General features: G+C 45.2%; 13 protein-coding genes. 11 read left to right on the top strand and 2 right to left on the bottom strand.

The window, feature by feature from the left end; all coding sequences use genetic code 11:
- Positions 1-564: 564 nt before the first annotated feature.
- Together Y697_RS07490 and Y697_RS07485 are read right to left on the bottom strand one after the other, a co-directional pair.
- Positions 565-1,932, bottom strand: a complete 1,368-nt coding sequence (locus Y697_RS07490; RefSeq protein WP_121551023.1) for an ATP-binding protein — start codon at positions 1,930-1,932, stop codon at positions 565-567.
- A 1,237-nt stretch (positions 1,933-3,169) separates the two neighbouring features.
- Positions 3,170-5,656 carry an EAL domain-containing protein gene (locus Y697_RS07485; RefSeq protein ID WP_121551022.1) on the bottom strand — a complete coding sequence of 829 codons (2,487 nt, stop codon included), beginning with the start codon at positions 5,654-5,656 and terminating at the stop codon, positions 3,170-3,172.
- Positions 5,657-6,528: 872 nt separating this feature from the next.
- Here Y697_RS07485 and Y697_RS07475 point away from each other — a divergent pair.
- The 11 genes from Y697_RS07475 to Y697_RS07420 all read left to right on the top strand — a co-directional run bounded on the left by Y697_RS07475 (position 6,529) and on the right by Y697_RS07420 (position 20,229).
- Entirely contained in the window at positions 6,529-6,804 is a 276-nt protein-coding gene (locus tag Y697_RS07475) for an AbrB/MazE/SpoVT family DNA-binding domain-containing protein (RefSeq protein WP_006489367.1), read from the top strand.
- Positions 6,788-7,225: a putative toxin-antitoxin system toxin component, PIN family gene (locus Y697_RS07470; RefSeq protein WP_121551020.1), complete on the top strand. Its 438-nt coding sequence runs from the start codon at positions 6,788-6,790 to the stop codon at positions 7,223-7,225. Before Y697_RS07475 ends, Y697_RS07470 begins: the two co-directional genes overlap by 17 nt.
- 289 nt (positions 7,226-7,514) lie before the next feature.
- Entirely contained in the window at positions 7,515-8,903 is a 1,389-nt protein-coding gene (locus Y697_RS07465; RefSeq protein ID WP_121551019.1) for a transglutaminase-like domain-containing protein, read from the top strand.
- A gap of 1,424 nt (positions 8,904-10,327) precedes the next feature.
- Positions 10,328-11,470 carry an ROK family protein gene (locus Y697_RS07455; RefSeq protein ID WP_121551018.1) on the top strand — a complete coding sequence of 381 codons (1,143 nt, stop codon included), beginning with the start codon at positions 10,328-10,330 and terminating at the stop codon, positions 11,468-11,470.
- A gap of 46 nt (positions 11,471-11,516) precedes the next feature.
- Entirely contained in the window at positions 11,517-13,616 is a 2,100-nt protein-coding gene (locus Y697_RS07450; protein ID WP_014731676.1) for an alpha-amylase family protein, read from the top strand.
- Between the two features lie 18 nt (positions 13,617-13,634).
- Positions 13,635-14,468 (top strand): hypothetical protein, encoded by an 834-nt coding sequence (locus Y697_RS07445; protein WP_121551017.1) that lies wholly within the window; start codon positions 13,635-13,637, stop codon positions 14,466-14,468.
- Between the two features lie 52 nt (positions 14,469-14,520).
- Positions 14,521-15,249, top strand: a complete 729-nt coding sequence (locus Y697_RS07440; RefSeq protein ID WP_014731674.1) for an ATP-binding cassette domain-containing protein — start codon at positions 14,521-14,523, stop codon at positions 15,247-15,249.
- Between the two features lie 19 nt (positions 15,250-15,268).
- Positions 15,269-16,228, top strand: coding sequence for an ABC transporter permease (locus tag Y697_RS07435; protein ID WP_121551016.1), 960 nt, complete (start codon positions 15,269-15,271; stop codon positions 16,226-16,228).
- Between the two features lie 24 nt (positions 16,229-16,252).
- The gene (locus tag Y697_RS07430) at positions 16,253-17,485 is read left to right on the top strand and encodes an alanine racemase (RefSeq protein ID WP_121551015.1); all 1,233 of its coding nucleotides are present in this window, start codon (positions 16,253-16,255) and stop codon (positions 17,483-17,485) included.
- 32 nt (positions 17,486-17,517) lie between these two features.
- Positions 17,518-18,678, top strand: a complete 1,161-nt coding sequence (locus Y697_RS07425; protein ID WP_121551014.1) for a substrate-binding domain-containing protein — start codon at positions 17,518-17,520, stop codon at positions 18,676-18,678.
- A gap of 369 nt (positions 18,679-19,047) precedes the next feature.
- A complete protein-coding gene (locus Y697_RS07420; protein WP_121551013.1) occupies positions 19,048-20,229 on the top strand; it encodes a sugar MFS transporter in 1,182 nt (393 codons plus the stop codon).
- The last annotated feature ends 409 nt before the right edge of the window (positions 20,230-20,638 follow it).

The following is a 20,638-nucleotide window of genomic DNA, read 5'->3' as shown; positions in this document are numbered from 1 at the left end:
CCTGGCTATGGAATGTTGAACCGGGGTCGGGGGTAGCGGGTCGGTGGTAGGAAAGACCAAAGGACCTGTTGCGAGTTCCAAGATGCAAAATTACGGACGTGGTTCGGGGTAGGAGGTAGGAATGATCAAAGGAACAGGTCAGCCGTCAACAGACCACCGTTCGCCGAGGAGAGCCATGAAGCAATAGCATCGAGATTCCTTTGGACTTCAGCTTACAACTTGGAACAAGCAACTTGCAGCTGATCTCTACAGCGTACACCGGTTCTTAGGATAGAGATGCTGAAACAAGTTCAGCATGACGAAATCTCAGACAAAGAACTAAGAACTTGGACGCGCAGCGTCGGAACGATGAACTGTTTTTCCGAAAGGGCGGCTCTTCAAAGCGACCAGCGGGTCTAATTGAACTCGTCAGTTCCCATTTTCGCTTTCCGACAAAGTCCGGACTCGACACCGAAGGTTACTGCCTTCTCGATTTCTATTCCTCTCATCAGAAGACTGGTAAACTCTCGAAAAGGTTTCTTACTGACAGATTTTTCGGAAAGTGGTGTGCTTATCACAGGATCTTTAGACTACTCTCTTGTCCCCGTGAAAAAGCATTAGAGATCGATCGGACTTAGCCTCGTCAACTAGAGCTTTGGTGAAGCCAGATCTGCTGAAAATAGCGTACTCCTTCTCTTTGAATTCATCCCATCGCGGCAGATTTCCCCTTTCACGCAATGCTGCAAGAATATCAGTGCCGACGGGCCTTTCACTCCACTTGACTTCTCCCAATAATATTCGTTTCTCTTCTCTGTTCATGCCCACCAGATCGATCCCAGTGTTTCTATCCCACCAGCGACCGATTTCGAAGTAATTCGATTCGCTAATCCACATGACGGCACTGCGCGCGAAATCCTCATATGTGAGCGAGAAGAACTGGTTTTCGGTATCCTTCAGGATGCTCAACAGTCTTTCCCTCTGATCGGTGAGTATTAGATCTTTGTAATAGAAAACATAACGGAAGTAGAATCTGAAGAAGTTGTCTGCTATTCTGTATAGTCCCTTCTTGCTCTTAAGCGGATCTTCACCCACTGGTACTTCTTTCTCCACTATGCCAAGAAGATTGAGAATGGAGATATATTTCATGATGCTACTTTTGTCGATACCAGTTTCGTTTATTATCTCGCCCAGTTTTCTCTTTCCAAGCGAGATTGCCCTCAAAATGGCGAAGTAGTTTCTCGGTTCTCTGAGCTCCTCATTCAGAAGAAACTCGGCTTCGGCAAACAACACCTCGTTCTGGTTGTATATCTTCTCCATGACATTTCCGTAGTAGTCAAGATCGCTGTCAAACTGCTCAAGATAGAACGGTACTCCACCAAGAGTGCCCCATATCTTGAGTAAATCGTCAAATTCGTATTTCTTCTCGAAGAACTCGCCGATTTCATTGAAGGGAAACTGGTTTAGAAGAAGCTGTCCAGTTCGCCTGCCGTATAGAGGGCTCTTGTAGCTCAAGACACTGTTCTCCATTACGGAGACGCTCGAACCCGTGAGAATGAGAAAGACATTCGAGTCTGACAAGTATTCGTCCCAGCCTTTTTGAAAAGACGAAATAATGCCCGGTTCTCTTTCTATAAGGTAAGGAAATTCATCTATCACGAATACGTATCGATCGTGCTTGGAGGCAAGGTACTTGAACAGCATCTCCCAGTTGGAGAATTCGGTTATTATGTTTTCGTCGAAGAATTCAATGACCCTCTCGGAGAGCTTCTTCAGTTGAAGATTCTCAGGCAGTTTCTCTGCCAGGTAATAGATCCCCCGCTTCTTCCTCAAGAATTCCTTTGTGAGTTCTGTCTTTCCAACTCTCCTTCTACCGTATAGAATAAGCAGTTCCGGTTTTCCCCTTTCAAGTCTCTCCTCGAGATAGGCTAATTCCCTCTTTCTGCCAACAAACACAATAATCACCTACTTATTATACTTTACAGTATTATACTATAAAGTATATTTATAGCAAATCATCTTCACATCTCTCATCCTTTCTAGGTTTCCGGTTAATTTCACTGAAAAGGACCCGGTTTTTTTGGGAGCCAAGGTTGGGGGTTGGAAAGAGCAAGAGAAACTGGTTGACCGTTGAGAGGTTCTCCGTTCGCCGAAAAGAACAGTTGCAAGTTCCAAGTTGTGAGTTGCAATAAAGGCCGGGGTCGGAGGTCGGGGGTTGGAGGTTAGCAAGAGCAAGAGAAACTGGTTGACCGTTGAGAGGTTCTCCGTTCGTCGAGGAGAGCCGTGAAGCAATAGCATCGGGATTCCGACCAGGAGCTTTGTCGGAATGACGGAATTGGGCGTTTTCAGAATAACCGTTCTTGGTCGAACCATTATTCAGAGAGTAGAGAGAAGGGAAAAGTATAGAGGGTAGGTAAGGTTCCGCGATATTGAAAAGCCTTGAAGAGCTCTATAATTTCCCTCAAGAGCTCATCATTACCCATGAGTCAGGGAGCAAAATTCCATTAATATGTTGGTCCTCGTGCGAATGCTGTGTTTGGCTCTTGATGATCCTGATCTTAAGTCCTCCCTTGAGGGAGGAGGGCCACGTAGTGGCGGAGGGTGTTGGTCTTTGTATGCGAGAAAAGTTGATGCTCTGAAATAGTCCGATGTGAGTGATTGCTCGATGTTAGTTCTTGGTCTCTGGTAGGAGCATACATATGGATCACAGCTTAATAATGTGAAGTAGTGAATATATCGTTCAATTGCGAACAGGCCAATCTATTCTAAACGTTGTTCAAAGAGCACACACCCCACCGCAAGCGGTCCCCCCCGCTCAAGCGGGGATTTAAGATCAAGAACGGACCTCATTTTCAGTCATGACGGAATTCTTGCCAAGAACAAAAAAACCTGGACCCGTAGCGTCGGAACGAAGAACCGGTATTCGCGGCGGAGGACGGTGGACCGTTAACGGACAACGTTGTCTTGAGGACGTTCAGCGTTTTTTTGTTCCTAAGCGTAGAGCGGTGTCTAATGCAAGATCCCGTGCAGAGGCATCACGGGATGACTTTTGCAGGAGCACTTCAGCTATTGTTGTTATTCTTTTCGGCGGACGGGCCAACGAAGGACCAAGGACGTCTCCTTACAGCTCAAAGCGTTCAGCGGCTCTTAAAATTTCTCTTCGCAGTGTTCATCAGTCGATCCTAATTGACTACTAATGATTATACGTCTTTAGGAATTCGATCGCCGCTTTTTCATCAAGTGGTCTGCTAATCAAATAACCCTGTATTTTGTCACAACCCCATTTCTCCAAATACTCTCTTTGCTTTTCGTGCTCTACCCCTTCTGCAATGGCACAGTGGCCTAGCTTGTGTGCCATCGAAATTATGTCACTGGTGATTGCATCGTCGGTCTCGAGATACATCAGTCTATCTATGAAGGATTTGTCTATCTTGAGACAGTTCACGTTTAAATCTCTTTCTCTTGCAAGAGAGGAGTATCCGATCCCGAAGTCGTCTATAGCTATATGAATCCCTGTATCACTCAGCCTGCCAAGAATGCGGTTTATCTCATCGTGATTCGAGGCAAATACCGATTCGGTGATCTCGAGTCCGACATTCTTAGGGTTGGCCTGAGTTTGCTCTATCATCTCAAGAAGGCTGCCTGCGAAACCGTCTCTCAATAACTGTATGGCTGATATATTGATTGAAACCCCGATCGATCTATGCCCGTTTCTCTTCAACTCATTCAAGAAGCGAAGAGCCTGGAGAATAATCTTCCTGCCGATCGGAACGACAAGCTTTGTTTTCTCCGCTATCGGTATGAATTCTAGAGGCGGTACTATACCAAGCTTATCTATGTTCAGTCTGGACAGAGCCTCAAAACTGTTTATCCTATCTGACTTAAGGTCCAGAATCGGCTGGTATTGCAGGAAGAGTCCGTAGTCTTCCTGTTCTGTCGAGATTTTCGCCAGTTCTAAGGTTATCTCCTGTTCACGGATCATCTGTTTCTCGATTTCTTCGTTATAGAAGCAAACTCCGATGTCTCTATCGTATATATCGATCGCCTTTTCAGATGTGATAAGAAGCCTTCTCAGTAGAAGATCAACGTCTTTCTCATTACCTTCATCGATTTCAACTACTCCAATACCACCGCTGGTCCTTTCCATCAGAAGTACAGGCTCCAGTTGCTTTGCAACTGCTATTGAAAAGTTCGTCAGCTCGTTTTTGTCTTTATAGCCTTTCAAATAGAATGCGAATCGATTCTCATATGTATTGAACAGTATCTGTTTATCATTGCAGAACTGTGTTAGCATATCTGCTATCTTCTTTACAAGGTCCTGTGTGTAATGAAATCCGTAGGTTGCTGTCAGTGACTGTACTGGACTCAAGTTAATACTCACAATGGCCCTTTTCCCAGCTGCTCGTTTGCTTGCATCACTCTCTAAAAGGCTCTCCAGATAATGTCGATTATATAAACCGGTCCAGTTATCGTGTTCAGAGCGATATCTGAGGTCATTCTCGAACTTCTTACGGCTGGAGATATCTATAATGATTCCCTCTAAGGCTTCAACCCGTCCTTTTTCATCAAATATCCCTTCTCCCATCTCCAGAACCCACTTGCGCGTCCCATCGGCCGTTACTATCTCGTACTCCTGTTTTACAGGCTCTCGCTTCGCTAGACGTTCTTTCCAAACATCCCAGAGAAACGCACGGTATTCCGGTGCGATCAAATCGTTGAAAGAGAGGTCCCTGTTGCCTATGATGCTCTCCGAAGGATAGCCGGTCAGTTCGAAGCAACCCGCAGAGACGTACTGCATAGTCCATTCCCGATCGTAGTTGCACCTGTACGCCATTCCGGGAATGTGAGATAGAAGAACGGATTTACTGCGCTCGCTTTCTATCAGGTCTGCTTCTATTGTTTTTCTTCTGGTGATATCCTTAAGAAGGGCAATGTGGGGGATTTCCTTTTGATTAGGCAGGTTTAGTGAAGCCACTGTCATCTCAACCCATACGATTGAACCGTCCGGCCTGACAAATCTTTTCTCCATTGAATAGTCTTCGATTTCGCCCGACTTCAGCTTTTTATAGTATGACAAGTCCTTCTCAAGATCATCTGGATGTGTGATCTTTGCCCAGCCGAGCTCGATCATCTCTTCTTTCGTCCTGCCAACAATTTGCTCGAACATCGAGTTGATCTGTGTATCTACACCGCTGATTCCATCTGAGGAGTCGCTGCCGTAAGAAATCGAAATCCCAATCGGTGCCTGATTGAAGATCCTTTCAAATGTTGATTTCTGTTCGGCAAGCCTCTGTTCGGCCATTAGCTGACTTCTGAGCAGTTCAAGGTGGATATTGACTCGGACCTTCAAAGCATCAAGACTAATAGGTTTCCTTATGTAGTCAACAGCTCCGAGCTCTAGACCCTTAATTTCATTTTCCAGTTCTTCGTAGTTTGTCAATATTATCGTACGTACTCTCTTGTACCGCTCATCTGACTTCAGTGCGGCGAGAACCTCGAATCCATTCATTCTGGGCATATTAAGATCGAGTATGACCAGCTGAATCTCTTCGTTCTCATCTATTTGCTGCATTGCTTCTATGCCATCACAAGCAGTGAGGACATCGTATTGATTCAACATCTTCTCGATCATAAGTCGATCAGCAGTCGAGTCGTCCACAACCAGGATTTTTGCTGACATTGATCATCCCCCTTAATCAATAGACCAATCTCCTCGGAATCAAGAAAAGAGGCCTATCAAACTGCCCCCACACACTATACACTTATTGAATGGTACTAATCTTGAGTAAATATGAGCGCAGGCTACTAATGGCAAGTTCAGACTTCCCTTTGCTACCAAAAGCACACGGGTTTCTTGGCGGATCGTTTCTCCTCATTCCTGGAAAACTAGCAGAAACGAGTCTTGCATCGAGAAAGGGCACTGTCTGTAATTCAGACAACATGATAGCCTTAACAAAAAAGCCCTTTTTGAACCACTTAACGACTTTGCTCTGCTCGTTTTCTTCCATGGATTTCTCCCGGCAGTCCTGAAACTTGATTGCTAGTATTTGAATGATAGCATATGACCTTTGTTTCACAATGCCTAACCGCGAGAAGAACATATCAGCATCTCATTTAGCAAGAGGATTCAGACTCGATTTTTCTTGAAGCGAAGGCCGCGGTCGGAGTTAGCGGGTAGGGTACAAGATTGACAGCGGATCTGGAGTCTGGGGTCTTGGGTCTGGCGAACAAAAGCAGGTGGCAGATTCACAATTGTCGGTGTTACTAAGGACGTCATCTTGATAGCGTTTTTTCAAGGGGACAGACAACGGAAAACCTGTCTGTCCCCATATTTTCGAAGTATTGATCCTTAGCGCCTGTGAATTTCTCGCCTCGTCTTGAAAAAGGCCTCTATGCACATGAACGTGAATCCGTTCCTATTGAACAAAATTGCTTTTAGAAGAGACTTCGTAGATCTTATAACTGATCGCTTCAGCAGTGTAGTTGATGAAAAAACATCATTAATAGGAAATATGAATTCATGCTATCATATTACTTGCTGGAGGTGATGTCATGTCGACCAGATTACTCAGACCAACGGAGAGAGGACAGATAACAATACCAAAGGAAGCGAGAGATAAACTTAAGATCACTCCCGACAGCAGGTTCAAGGTCTCTGTGGAAGGAGATAAGATAATCTATCAGCTGGTGTCGCCTTTCGACATGATAGTAAAGGAGTTTCAGAAAGAGGCGGAGGCGAGAGGCTATACAAAGGAAGAATTAGAAAACGAGCTGGAAAAGGTCAGAAAGAAGCTCTTCAAAGAGATTTACGATGAGAGTGATGATTGATTCGAACACATTCCTCTCGGGCATTGTTTTCGACGGAATGGAAAGACTCTTGTTGCGTACCCTCGTCCATTCTGATCATGTGCTTCTGCTTGCGAAGTTCAGTGTTTCAGAGGTCGAGAGAGTATTGAGAAGGAAGTTCCCAAGTATGATCCAAGATTACAAGAATGTTCTCCAATCACTTGATGCAGAAATATTGCCCCTTCCAGACAAAAGTGAAGTGGAGCGATGTATTGATCTAATCAGAGATGATCATGATGCTCCGATTCTTGCTTCCGCCATTGAGGCTAGACCAGATGTGTTTGTCACAGGCGACAAAGACTTCTTTGAGGAGCGAGTTAGAGTATTAATCAAAGTCGCAACTACAAGAGAGACTCTCGAGCTCATACTCAACTTTGACAGCAAGAAATCTGAAAACAGCTAAATAAGGGGACAAATGAAAAGGAAAACTAACGCACCAACATATTTGATCAAATTAACCCCTAAGCTTCTGACATTAGTAAATACAGCATTTGGTCAAATAAAAATCCAGAACCGGGGATTAACTGTTTAGCCTCAATATTTGAGTGCTCCGATCTGAATTTACTCTTTTCTGAGATCACAAGGCAAGGATATTCATCAAAAGACTACATTCATTGTTTTAATTTTGAAAGTCAATCATTATATACTTTCTTTGTTGTGACAAATCAGGGAACAGAAAAGGGGGATAAACTATGAAATTGAAACTTGTTCTTGTGATCGTTCTCATTTCGACAGTCGCTTTCGGTAATTTCTTCCAGCGGTCCGACGAGTATTTGAGAAGACAGAACGAACTGAAAAGCACCCTGGAATTCTCGCTGACATTCGAAGAGGCTAAAGAGATAATTGTGAAACATTATCCCGAGCTCAAGAGTGATGAAGAAGTTAGAGAATTCATTATCGAAAGAGACATCCAGAGAGCTATCGTGGACGGCGTAGAGATGTACTACTGTGACATGGAGCACAATCTCTTCACCAGGGACCCTGAACTGGTAAACAGGGTGCCAGAGTGGTCGGCGGGCAATGTCTTGCTGGTTAGATACCTCTTGGAAGAATACGGACCGAGGCAAACACCTTTTGCCACCTTCAAGCCAGCTCACAGCCCGTATTTCAGCCCGAAAAACTACCTCGTGGAGTACAAAGTGCATACTGAAAGATCTCTGCTGCCGGATGAGGGTTCGTTGAGAATCTGGTTCCCCCTTCCTCTGCAGACGGCCGCTCAAGAGAATATTTCTTTGCTTGAGGTGACCCCGAAGGAAGCGGTGGTCGGCATTCCCAGAACCTCCGGCGATATAGCATATGTTCTCTTCGAATTCGATCTTTCGAACCTCGTTGAGGATCTGGATATCTCAGTGAAGTTTACTTTCACACACTACCAGCAACAGTTCGATATAGATCCAGATCAGGTAGGCGAATACGACAAAGAAAGCTCGCTTTACAAGGACTACACGAAGTCAGAAGGAAGCATCTACTTCGATGAAAGATTTGAACAGCTTGCAAGAAGCGTTGTTGGAGATGAAACCAATCCTTACCTCCAGGCGAAAAAGATTTACTATTACGTAGTCGAAAACATCAAATACACTTTCATGGCTCACGTTTCATTAGAAGCCGCCGGCATTCCGGAAAGCCTCTACTCTTTCGAACACGGTTACGGTGACTGCGGGACCCAGTCGATGATCTTCTCAGCTCTCTGCAGATCCGTCGGAATACCGGCAAGGGCACCGGGAGGCTTTCAGATTTTCTCCGGACAGCTGGGTTCGCACTTTTGGGCCGAGTTCTATCTGCCAAATTACGGTTGGGTTCCTGTGGACACTTCGGCAGGACAGATTGCTACCTACACTTACGGAATCACGGAAGAGGAGCGACAGGACTTCATCGATTACTTCTTCGCTAACCAGGATCCATTGAGACTCGTGGTTCAAAACTCCGTCGACTTCTTGCCGGCCGAAAGGCCCGCCGACACTCAGCTACTTGAGATCACGCTGCAGTCTCCGTTCGTTGAGAGCGAATTCGGTAACGAAGAGTTCGACGTCACAATGGCGATTCTTGATTCTTTCACCATGAAGACAATTTTGTTGAAATAGAACCGAGGTACGGGGTTGCGGGTAGGGGGTTGGGAAGAGCAGAAGATCAGTTGCAAGATGCAGAAGTGATGCTGGGATGAGCATCCCAGGAAGTGATGCTGCTTCGCAGGAAGCCTCTCAGGTCAACCGTCACTGGTCTACCGTCCTCCGACAAGAAGTTGCAGGACGCAAGGCGGGCTTTGCCAGGAGGAAAGATCCTTCAAGGGGCATCATGTTAGGCTGTGAGAACCAACTCAGTTTGTCATCCTGAAAAGCTCCTGTTCAGAATCTGGGCTTGAACTACAGCGAGGTAGGGGGTTGCAGGTTGGTGGCATCAAGATCAGAAGTGATGCTGCCTCCAGCAGGAAGTGAGGCTCGCTGGCGCGAGGAAGTGATGCTGGCGCTTACGCACCAGGAGGCAAAAACCAAAGAAAAAGAGCAAAAAACCAGTTGCAAGTTCCAAGATGTGAGTTGCAATAAAGGCCGGGGTCGGAGGTTAGTAAGAGCAAAGAAACTGGTTGACCGTTGAGCGGTTCTCCGTTCACCGAAAAGAACAGTTGCGAGTAAAAAAGCCCAACGAAACGGTTCTCGGGCCTCGAGTCTGGGGTCTAGCGAACAGAAACGGCTGGCAGATTAGCAATTATCGGTGTTACTAAGGACTTTATCCCGATAACGGCTTTTCGAAAACTTATTGCGTTATCGTTCCGTAGTGACTTCTTGCGATCTCTCACTTCGTCATCCTGAAAAGCTCCTATTCAGGATCTGGGTTTTCGAGGGGGTATTAGGTTCAGTGGAACAATGAAATCGAAACTGTATATATATTACGGAGTACCATCTAGTATTACTCTGCTTCGATTTGCTTGACTTGAGCAGAAATTTGGATAAACATTAGAACCTGATCGACTTTGTGAAGGCTCGGTCTGAAGGATTCTCTTTTTCCTTTTTAGAGCTTCCGCCTCTTGTGGGCTGCTCGGCTATGCGAGACACTTGGAGTAATCATTAATTCCATATCACTTAGATTAGCCCTTTCGATGAATGAAAACGCACTCTAATTGCCAACTAGAAGGGAGTCTCCTCGAATCAGGTGAGAGATTCCTGCAGAATCTATGTAAAACATTGATTTCTATTACAATAAGAATTCGGAGAAAGAAATCATTCATCTGAAGGCTTTTTTATCATCACAGCAACAATCCGCACACAGGGCCTTTTAGCCTCTGAAGTGCCGTTGCTTCGAAAGCAATGTACAATTTACTGCCTTAATAGTTCCCTCTTAACTTCAGTCATGATCATTCAAACGCATTCTAGACTGATTATCAGCCTTCTCTATGATCAGACAATTAGTTAGGTTTTACTAACTATGATGAATCAAGTTTTGATGGTGTGGAAAAGTGTGATAGAATTCATTCGTTGGACTTTATGATACTAACTTGGTTAGGAGTTCTATCTTGGGGAATCTGCATTTTACGGAAAGAGAGAGAGTTATTCTTGCAAGGATTCGAAATGAGGGTCCTATTGCAAGAGTCAGAATTGCGAAGAAAGAAAACATAAGTAAGCCTGTTGTCACTCTTGGAGTTCGCAAACTCCTGAGCATAGGGGCTGTCAGAGAAGTCGGGAAGGATGTTAAGAGAAGCTCAAAGGGCGGCAAGCATGCTACTTTATTGGGCTTTGTTGCCGATTTCAGACTGACACTGGCAGTAGACATCGGCAGAACCAAGATAGTTGCTGCAATGATCGATCTCGATGGAAACATAGGAGCTTCACAAACAGTTTCTCTTAGAGAAAACATGTCAAAAGAAGAGTTCATGAGTCTTTTGTTTGAAGCCATAGAAGGGGTAATCGAGGTCGTTCCAAAAGAGAAGATAATTGGCATAGGAGTAGGAATACCAGGCGTAATTGGCAGCAATAACGGCGTTGCCGATTTCATCCCGGTACTGTCTTTGAGAAATGTTCCAATTAAATCATGGATCGAGGAGCAATTCGGTATTGAAACCTTTTGTGAGAACGACGCAGCTTTGCAGGCGCTCAGTGAAAGCTGGAAAGGTGTGGCTGAAGGAAAGAAAAACGTTGTTGTAATTAACCTTGGAGCAGGGATCGGTAGCGGGGTGATTATTGACGGAAGGCTTTATACAGGTTCTACTGGAAGGGCCGGAGAATTGGGTTACTTAATTTCCAACTGGGACAATACCTATTACAGAGAGAGCTTCTTCGGCGAGCTTGAAGAAAAGATGTCAGGTGTTTGTTTAGAGAGAAAGCTTGACGAATTTGGATATCACGGGTTCACAGCCACAGATCTATTTGAAAGGGACATTGATGACGAGCGCTTAAGAGATCTAATCTATCAAGGATGCAAGAGCTTAGCTCTTGCGCTCTGTAACTTGATTTCAATTCTTAATCCAGATATCGTTGTTATGACCGGGGGGATCGGCTACAACCAATTCGAGCTCCTAACAAAATATACAATCCCACTGATTAAAAACATTCTCCCGAATGAGTTTGTCGGTTCAGTAGATTTTGCAAGAAGCAAATTTCCATCTGAAGGAGTCTTAATAGGTGCGGGCTACTTAGTTCAGAAAAAAACATTCTTGTAGTCATTAATATCTAGAGCTCAAAAAGAGAATTGAAAGGAGGCCAATGATGGCGACAGTTAAAATTGAAGATCAGAAGTTCAAGGTCGACGGGAAAGAGATTTCCATGTACAGCGGATCGGTTCATTACTGGCGTAGCAAACCGGAAGCCTGGAGCGGAATTCTTGATAAGGTGAAGGACATGGGCTTCAATGCAATTACCACTTACATTCCCTGGGAAATCCACGAATTGCAGAGAGGCGTTTTTGATTTCGGGGAGGTAGAACCCAGCAGAGACATAGACAGATTCTTGACGCTTTGCGAAGAAAAGGGTTTATATTTCGCAGTCAGGCCGGGCCCACAGATAAATTCGGAGCTTACCTGGTTCGGTTTCCCGGAGAGAATCCTCGAAGACCCAAAGCTACAGGCAAGAAACGCAAAGGGTGGGAAAGTTGTGTTGACACAAGTGCCAAGACCCATTCCGGCACTCGCTTATCATTCAGAGGAATTCCTCGCCGAAGTTGATCTATGGTATGATGCGATCTTCAGCATACTCGAGAAGCATCAACCACCGAAAGGGAATCTCGTCGCTGTGCAAGTAGACAACGAGATGGGATTCTTTTTCAATGTCAATCCATATTCAACAGATTACAGCGACTCTTCAAAGGCTCTTTACCGAAGTTTTTTGAAGGAGAAATACAACACGGTTTCCGAGCTTAACAAAATGTACTCTTCAAATTACAGTGGGTTTGACGAGATAGATCCCCCAGGCCGTTTTGAAGGGACAAGGAAGGAAGAGCTTCGTTATTACCTCGATTGGATAGAATACAGAGAATTCTACCTGATAACCAGCATGGAGAACTTAGGTAATCGAATGAAGTCAAGGGGGATTCACGTGCCTCTATTCCACAACTATCCACATCCTCTAGGTCCCGGTGGAGCAAAGGGAGCTCCTACTACTCCGTTCAATCTCCCTGCTCTCGAAGAAAAGCTTGGCTTTGTCGGCTTCGATATCTATTCAAGAAAGGAACTCTACGACCACGTCAAGACGATCGCATCATATGTCTCAGGATGCAGCAGATTTCCATATATTCCAGAGTTCATTATGGGTGTCTGGCCATGGTATATAAAGCCCGGAGACGTCACTGACGAGGTTTTCGTAACGAAAGAAGCGCTTATGCACGGGATAAAGGAATTCAACAGGTACATGCTAGTTGATAGAAACAAATGGCTCGGGTCCCCTATCAACAGAAAGGGAGTCGTAAAAGAAGACTCTTACGCCGCTCACAAGAAAGTCGGGACCAATCTTATGAAGATACGGTGGAACGACTTTGCCAAGTGTGATGACGTACTACTTGTGGTCAATAGAGATTACGACAGACTAGAAGCCGCAACTACTCTTCTTCCTGTAGTAGGAGATTTTCTAGAACCGGTCTTTGGATTCTCCGAATATCCAAGTTCAGTAATAGTCTCCGATGAAAATCTTGGATTCAGAAGACCAATACAGCAGCACAAGAGTACATGGTTCGATGCTTTCTACAGGGCATTGACAGAAGGTGGAGTAGTGTTCAGCTTGGGAGATACCGCTCAGTCAGTCGAAGCACTCAAGAAGCACAAGGTTTTGGTTATCTCTGCTTTCGACTACATAGGAAAGAAAACGGCCGACAAGTTGGCCGAGTACATCGAAACCGGCGGTACGGTAGTTCTGGGTCCGGAGGTTCCAAAGCTTGACGATACGTTCAGCTCAGAGTCTGCCCTAAGCAAGCTGGTGAGTTCCACAACAGGGAAGCCAGTGCTCAATAGCAACGGCATGGAAATCGGAAAGAAATTCGCATGTGGTAAAGGCTCCCTAATACAGATTTTCGAGCTGGAAAGTGTCAGTTCCGGTTTGATCGAGATCTTGGATTCCGTTAAGGTCTTCAGAATAGACAAAGGTAAATCCGTTGCAGACTTGGTTTTGTACAAGGGCAAGACAAGTGATGAGTACATTCTCTTTGTGGCAAATCCATCAGACAAGAAAATTGAAATTGACATTCCGTTGCCTAGCGTTTCCGAGAGCATTACAGACATCTGGGAAGAAAAGAAGGAACAGATCTCGGCTGGAAGATTAGTGACGGAAGTTTGCGCGCACGACATTAGGATCTTCAGCTGGAAGGCAATCAACGCTTAGACGGGAGGGATGATGAGTATGTTGGATAAAAATCCTTTGATGATTGATATCGATGTAAAGCAATGGGCAAATCTTCATCATGTAGTTCTAAAAGGCTTGAGAGAGAAGAGAAGAATCGTTGTGATACATGAGAATGGAAAGGTCCAAAACATCAGTCATTCTCATGAAGTGGAAGTTGTAAATCCAATCAGGAAGGTCACAGATCCTGAGATGGACGCAAAGAAACTCTTTGAGACAAATGAAAAGAATGTTGATCTGGTAATGGTTCTAGAGAGAAGCCACGTAGAGAACTACTACAATGAAGTCCAGAGTTCATGGAAAGTCGACGAGGATCTTGATGAGTACATGTACAGAATGTACAGCTTGCTGGACTGCTATTACCCTGGAATAGTGGCCTATCCCGGTCCTGCAAGTCGCCAATTCGGCCTGCAGTGGTTGCTACCCGGAAAGGTCGGGTATCTTCAGTTCAAATCAGTATTGGAAAGCTTTGCCGATAGAGGTACTGCAGTTGTGATTGCGGTTTTTGAGAATAAGACGGAACTCTGGACAAGTCTGGTTCTAGGGGTGGACGAAAAGGGCAAAATCTCTCTAATAACCTCAGTCAAACAGGGCATAGTGAAGAAGGACTGGAGAGAAGAATACCAGGACATCAACAGATGGGTTGATGAGAACTACTGGAAATCCGGACTGGCGATCTATATGGACAAGAAGGATTTCCTTGAGATTTCAAGCAGTAAGGCTCCCTCTTATCTGTTCAAAGGCCTTTGCGATAAAGGTTCCATCATTATTGATCCTTCAACTGAGTCACTGAAGGCCTTTGTTGCTAAGTACAGATTGCACGAGCTAAGCTGAGAGACCCAGGTAATTATTATGTCAGCCCCCTCGAAGAAGAGAGGTGTTTAATTTGGATGACGTCGTACTTGAATGCAGGAATATTGTTAAACACTACGGAAACGTAGAAGCGTTAAACGGCGTCTCATTTGAGCTTAGAAAAAATGAGATATTGGGCCTCGTTGGAGACAACGGGGCCGGTAAGTCAACTCTGCTGAAGATAATTCGAGGAGCCGTTCAACCCACATCCGGTGAGATATTGATAAACGGAAAGAAAGTTGAATTCTCCAGTCCAATGGATGCAGCGGAAGAAGGAATACAGTGTGTTTATCAGGATCTCGCCCTGGTCGATCAGATGACAATTGTTGACAACTTCTTTCTTGGAAGGGAACTTCGTGAAAAGAAACTGGGATTCATTCCCGTGCTTAGAAAGAAGAAGATGGAAAACGAAACTGAACAGGCGCTGAAACAGATGGAATTCAGCATGGATGTTAACAAGAAAGTCTCTGATCTATCTGGCGGTCAGAGACAGGCAATCGCGGTTGCCAGAGCGGTTTTCGCCGATCCCAAAATTGTCCTTCTCGATGAACCAACCTCTGCTCTCTCGGAAATCGCAAAGCATGAAGTCTTCAAACTCTTGAAGGGTCTTAAGGAAGAACATTCTCTCATCTTTGTCACTCATGATCTGAACAACACACTGCAACTATGCGACCGCATCATAATCTTGAAGCATGGAGTAATTGAGTATGAGGGCGAAGTGACGAAAGACCTCAGCCTCGAAGAGCTCCTTTCGATGATGTGATGAGAGGTGATTGTCTTTTATGAATTATAAAAACTTGTTGAAGAGAAGTACGGCCAACATTGAGTTGTTTGTTCTTCTGCTTGCTGCGGTTGTTCTGATTGTTGTGTTCTCAATTCTTGAACCAAGATTCTTTTCGGTGAATAATTTCAGGATTCTGTTGGAGACGATGAGTATTCTTGGAATTCTTTCACTTGGCGTGAATTTTCTCCTGATAGCTGGTGAAATGGACATTTCATTCACGTCTGTTCTGGAGCTTTCTGCCGCTGTTGTTGCGATAAGCAGCACTGCACACATGAATACGTTTGTTTCAATTGCATTTGGTGTACTTGCTGCAACAGCTGTGGGGCTAATCAATGCGTTCTTTGCCGTGAAGCTGAAGATACCATCCTTCCTTGTCACATTGGGTACTCAAGTGGCAATAGGCGGCTTAGTTATGATTCTTTGTGACTACAGAACGATCATAATCAGGGACAAGAGCTTCATTAACATGTTCTTTGGGAGACCGTTTGCGAACATTGCCTCAGCGGTCTACTGGATGATCGGAATAGCAATAGTCATCTGGTTTGTTCTGACAAGAACGAGATTCGGAAAATGGGTTTATGCAACTGGTGGAAATCAGAGTTCGGCACGCCTCATGGGCATTCCTACAGATAGAGTGAAGATCTCTCTCTTTGTTACCAGCGCAATTCTTGCTGGTATCGCCGGATTCATATTGGGTAGCAGAGCAACATCCGCTCGCCCTGCAATGGGGACTAGCTATCTGATGCCCGCCATTTCTGCACCCATCCTGGCTGGAGCTGCACTTACCGGAGGGCAGGGGTCTGCCTTCAAAACATTGCTGGCAGCATTTGTCCTAACTATCATTACGAACGGAGTCACTTTGATTGGTTTGGAGCCGGCATACCGTGACATTTTTATGGGTGTAATTTTGATATCTGCTCTTTCAGTCAGATACCTGCAGAATATGAACCGTGACTAGCATCATTTAGGAATGAGGTGAAATATGGATTTTCTTGACACTATCGTCAGACGTAATCCCTCGCTCATACAAACGGCAGTCTCTATGCATCAAAGAAATGAACTACCTGCAAACTCTGTCGTTGTTGATCTCGATATGGTTGAAGAAAACGCGGTCAAAATTCTTGACGCTGCCGCTGGAAGAGGAATTCATCTGTACTTCATGACTAAGCAATTTGGAAGGAATCCGGAAATCTGTCGGACACTTAACAACGTGGGTATTGACAAGGCTGTTGCCGTGGATCTTGAAGACGGTATTTGTTTGCAGAAAAACGGGATCAGAGTGGGACACATAGGTCATCTTGTTCAAATTCCCAAAGCATCAATAAGATATGTGCTCTCTTCAATGGCCCCTGAAGTTATAACTGTGTTTTCCTATGAGAAGGCTTTACAGATTTCTGAAGTGGCAAAGGATCTGGGAATAGTTCAGAACTTGCTCATAAGAGTTGTGGGTAAGGGAGACTTCTTCTATCCATTTCAGTTCGGAGGTATAGAAGAAGAAGATCTACTCGAAACTGTCGGCAAAATCTGCGAGCTCCCGTCGGTAAAAGTTGTCGGAGTTGTAAGCTTTCCTTGCTTCAGATTTGACGTGAAAGCGAGAAAGACGATGCCCATGCCAAATCTGTTCACCCTAAAGCGCACAGCTGAAACTCTGGAGAAGGAATTAGGGTTAAGAATAACACAGATAAACGCGCCCGGAGACAGTTCGGCACAGATGATGGACCAGTTCAGAGAACTTGGTGTAACCCATGTAGAACCCGGAAATGCGTTCACTGGCACGACTCCATGGCACGCATTCGAGGATCTACCCGAGAAACCTGCCTGGCTGTATTTATCAGAGATTTCGCATGTTAATGGTGATAACGCTTACGCAATCGGAGGAGGTCTAATGAGCGGTGACTCACCAATGGGTATTTGGTCAACGCTCTATCATAATCACAGGCTTAATGCACTTTCGGGAGACAATGTGGATTCAATACTTCGGAGAAAGATCCTTGCCGAGAGGTCCAGCTATATTGATTACTACGGGACTCTGTATGGAAACAGAGAAGTCGAGTTCTCCGTGGGAGATTCCGTAATCTACGGTCTACGGAATCAGGTGTTTGTCTCCAGAGCAAATGTAGCAATCGTCAAAGGTATTCAGAGTCACAAGCCTGTTTTGCTTGGAATCTTCGACAGACTTGGGAACCCAATCGAGACAAGTTTCTTTGGGAGGTAAAAAGCACCAAACTATCTAATGGAGGTGTAAAGATGTTGAGAAAGAGCTTAGCAATTGTTTTGTTAGTAGCTTTCTTAATTGTTGCCGGGTCAGCAGCCCTAGCAGCAGAGAAGTTCAGAGAGGTCCCGCTAGAACTCATTCAGTTGATGGAGAAGCAGTTCCATCAGGTCTGGACTCCGGCAGGTCCAAGTGGTGAAGAAGTAAGGGGAGCCGGAGACCTAGAGCTGACTGCAGAAGAAATCGAGAAAGCAAAGTCGCTCGATCTCGGTCAATATTACTTCATGGGTGCTAGCTTGGACATGACAGAGACCCTTAACAGATTTGGTATGAACAAGGTTCTGGCCTCTATAGGCAAACCCGAGATAAGCTTCATGGGATCCAACTCAATAGCTGATCAGATCGACCAGGTAACTACACTCGCAGGGAAGGCCGATGAGATTGGTTTCGTCGTTGCGCAAGCCTGGGAAGCAGTTACATTAGGGCCCTCGTTCGTCGAACTTGCCAAAGCAGGCGTTCCTCAGCTTCACAACTGGACAACCCCTGCAGGACTTGAGAACGAAGAGTACTATGTTGGTCTCGTTGATGCCGATGGTTATGGCCAGGGTGCTGCAGCGGCAGAAATCCTTGCTTACTCCATGGGTTACAAGGGAGAAGTCGGTCTTATCTACTTTGCTCTAGAACAGTGGACAAACGTTATGAGACTGAAGGGCGCGGAAGATACATTCGCAAAGTATCCTGATATCAAAGTAGTTGGCAAAGCAGGATTCACAGATCCGTCTCAGTCTTTTGATCTGGCTATTGGTCTACTGCAGAAGTATCCCGAAATAGATGCCATGTGGGGAACCTGGATGATGGGAGTTGCCACTGGCGCGGCAGAAGCAGTTCTTTCTCTAGGCAGACTTGGTGAGGTCATTGTGGCAGCACCTGACTTGGGGGGAAAGGCTGGAGCTCAGTACATTGCTGACCCAGAGAATCCGATCATTGGAGCCGCAGAGGCTGACTGTATTGAAATGGGAGAGAATTCAGTCAACGCTGCCATCAAGTGGTATCTCGGCAATACCGACATCGCTCAGGGTTACTTCGTGAGCAGAGTGTACCCGGTAGTGAAGGCTAACCTGGTGGATGTGTACAACAAGACAAATCTCGAAGCAATAGGCGAGCTTCCTCAGGACGTTCTAGACCTGCTCGATTAATTGAAAACAGAAAACTAGTTAATGGGAGGGCATTGCCCTCCCTTAATTTTGCGCTTAATATGAGAATCAGCTCTCAAATTCTATTTCAGAAAGGACATGAGGCTGCATTATGAACTGTGCAGCACAAGGATGGAATTCGGTTCTGTATTGCCACTCTAGAGTGCGAAATTGCGATATAATAATTTATGGATGAACGTGTAAGTCGTGGTAACAAAAAGGCACTACCCATAATGGTTTCCACAGTTTTTGATTTAAATTCAGTTAAATGAATCAGGAATCGACCACCCCGGTTTCTTCATAGTAGCGAATCCTTCGCAAAACACCGGCGAAGTATTGTTAAATGAATCGACCGAGTTTGAGAGGTTGCACATGTTTTCACTCTTGCTGGTTATTATCTACATTGCATTCATTAGTCTTGGCTTGCCAGATTCTCTGCTGGGCTCCGCATGGCCTGCTATGAAGGATTCATTCAACGTTCCATTATCGTTTGCGGGTATGGTCTCCATGATTATTTCAGGAGGTACGATTGCTGCCAGTCTCATGTCAGACCGACTGACGCGAAAACTGGGAACGGGACTCGTCACTTCTATAAGCGTTGCAATGACTGCGATGGCTCTTCTTGGATTTTCCTTGTCGAGGTCTTTCGTGGTAATCTGCCTCTTCGCGGTGCCTTATGGCCTCGGTGCCGGAGCGATCGATGCGGCTCTCAACAATTATGTTGCCTTGCATTACGCTTCGAGACATATGAGCTGGCTTCATTCATTCTGGGGTGTTGGGGCCTCTATCAGTCCCTATATCATGAGCTTTTCCCTTGGAACAAAGCTTGGTTGGCGCGGAGGGTATGCAACGGTTTCAGTTATTCAGATTGTGTTGACGATAATTCTATTTGCCACTTTGCAGAAATGGAAGAACGGGAAAATGGATTTTGGAGATTCTGGAAAAACCTCTTCGAAACCGCTTACCATTACTCAAGCAGTAAAGATCAAGGGTGTCCCTTCTGTATTGATTGCATTTTTCGGATACTGCGCCCTTGAAACAACTACGGGACTCTGGGCAAGTACTTATCTCGTCGAGTATCGTGGAGTTGATGTGGAGACTGCAGCAATGTTCGCATCGCTCTTCTATATGGGGATAACTTTAGGTAGGTTCCTGAACGGCTTCGTTGCAGACAGATTTGGAGACAGAAAACTGATACGTTACGGGATTGCAGTCATGATAGTTGGCGTAGTGATGGTGGGTATCCCACTTAGAACAGAAATAGCTTTAGTGGGCCTGATTGTAATCGGTTTAGGTTGTGCGCCTATATATCCTTCCATAATTCACGCAACGCCGTCGAACTTCGGAAAGGAGAACTCCCAGGCCATCATTGGAATCCAGATGGCGAGCGCATACTCAGGTACTACTTTCATGCCTCCATTGTTTGGGCTAGTTGCAAGCAATTTGAGTATTGGATTCTACCCAGTGTACCTTGCAGTGTTTGCTCTCTTGATCCTGATCATGACCGAAAGTTTGAATAGAACTGTAGACACAACAGACCAATGGGGAAACTAAGACCTTAGTTAGTCTAGATGATTTCGAGAACTGATTCGTTGCGGTCTCTCTTTCTCTATGAAACCAGAGAATCAGTGACTGAAAATCAGTGACCATTAGAATCCGGAAAATCCGAGACAGAACCGGTTTTTTGTGCATTGGATTGAGACAAGTCGCACATCTTTTTCCACACCTAATTACTTCATAGCTTCATGCATCGCGTGAGGAAGAACAAAAACCAAGAGCACGAGATGCTGAATCAAGTTTAGCATGACAGATTGTGGCATTTTCAGAATAACCATACGCTGTAGTCCCCTGGAGTCTGCCCCAATAAACCTGCTTTGCGGTCTCTTAGAGAAAGGGTAGAGCAAAGATGGCGGACAAGGACCCGGGACCTCCAAGAGCCTTGAATCCTAAGTTCCCGAAAAGT

The sequence above is a fragment of the Mesotoga sp. BH458_6_3_2_1 genome (assembly GCF_003664995.1).
In the GTDB taxonomy this organism is placed as follows: Bacteria; Thermotogota; Thermotogae; order Petrotogales; family Kosmotogaceae; genus Mesotoga.
This window is presented reverse-complemented; position numbering and strand designations above follow the sequence as displayed.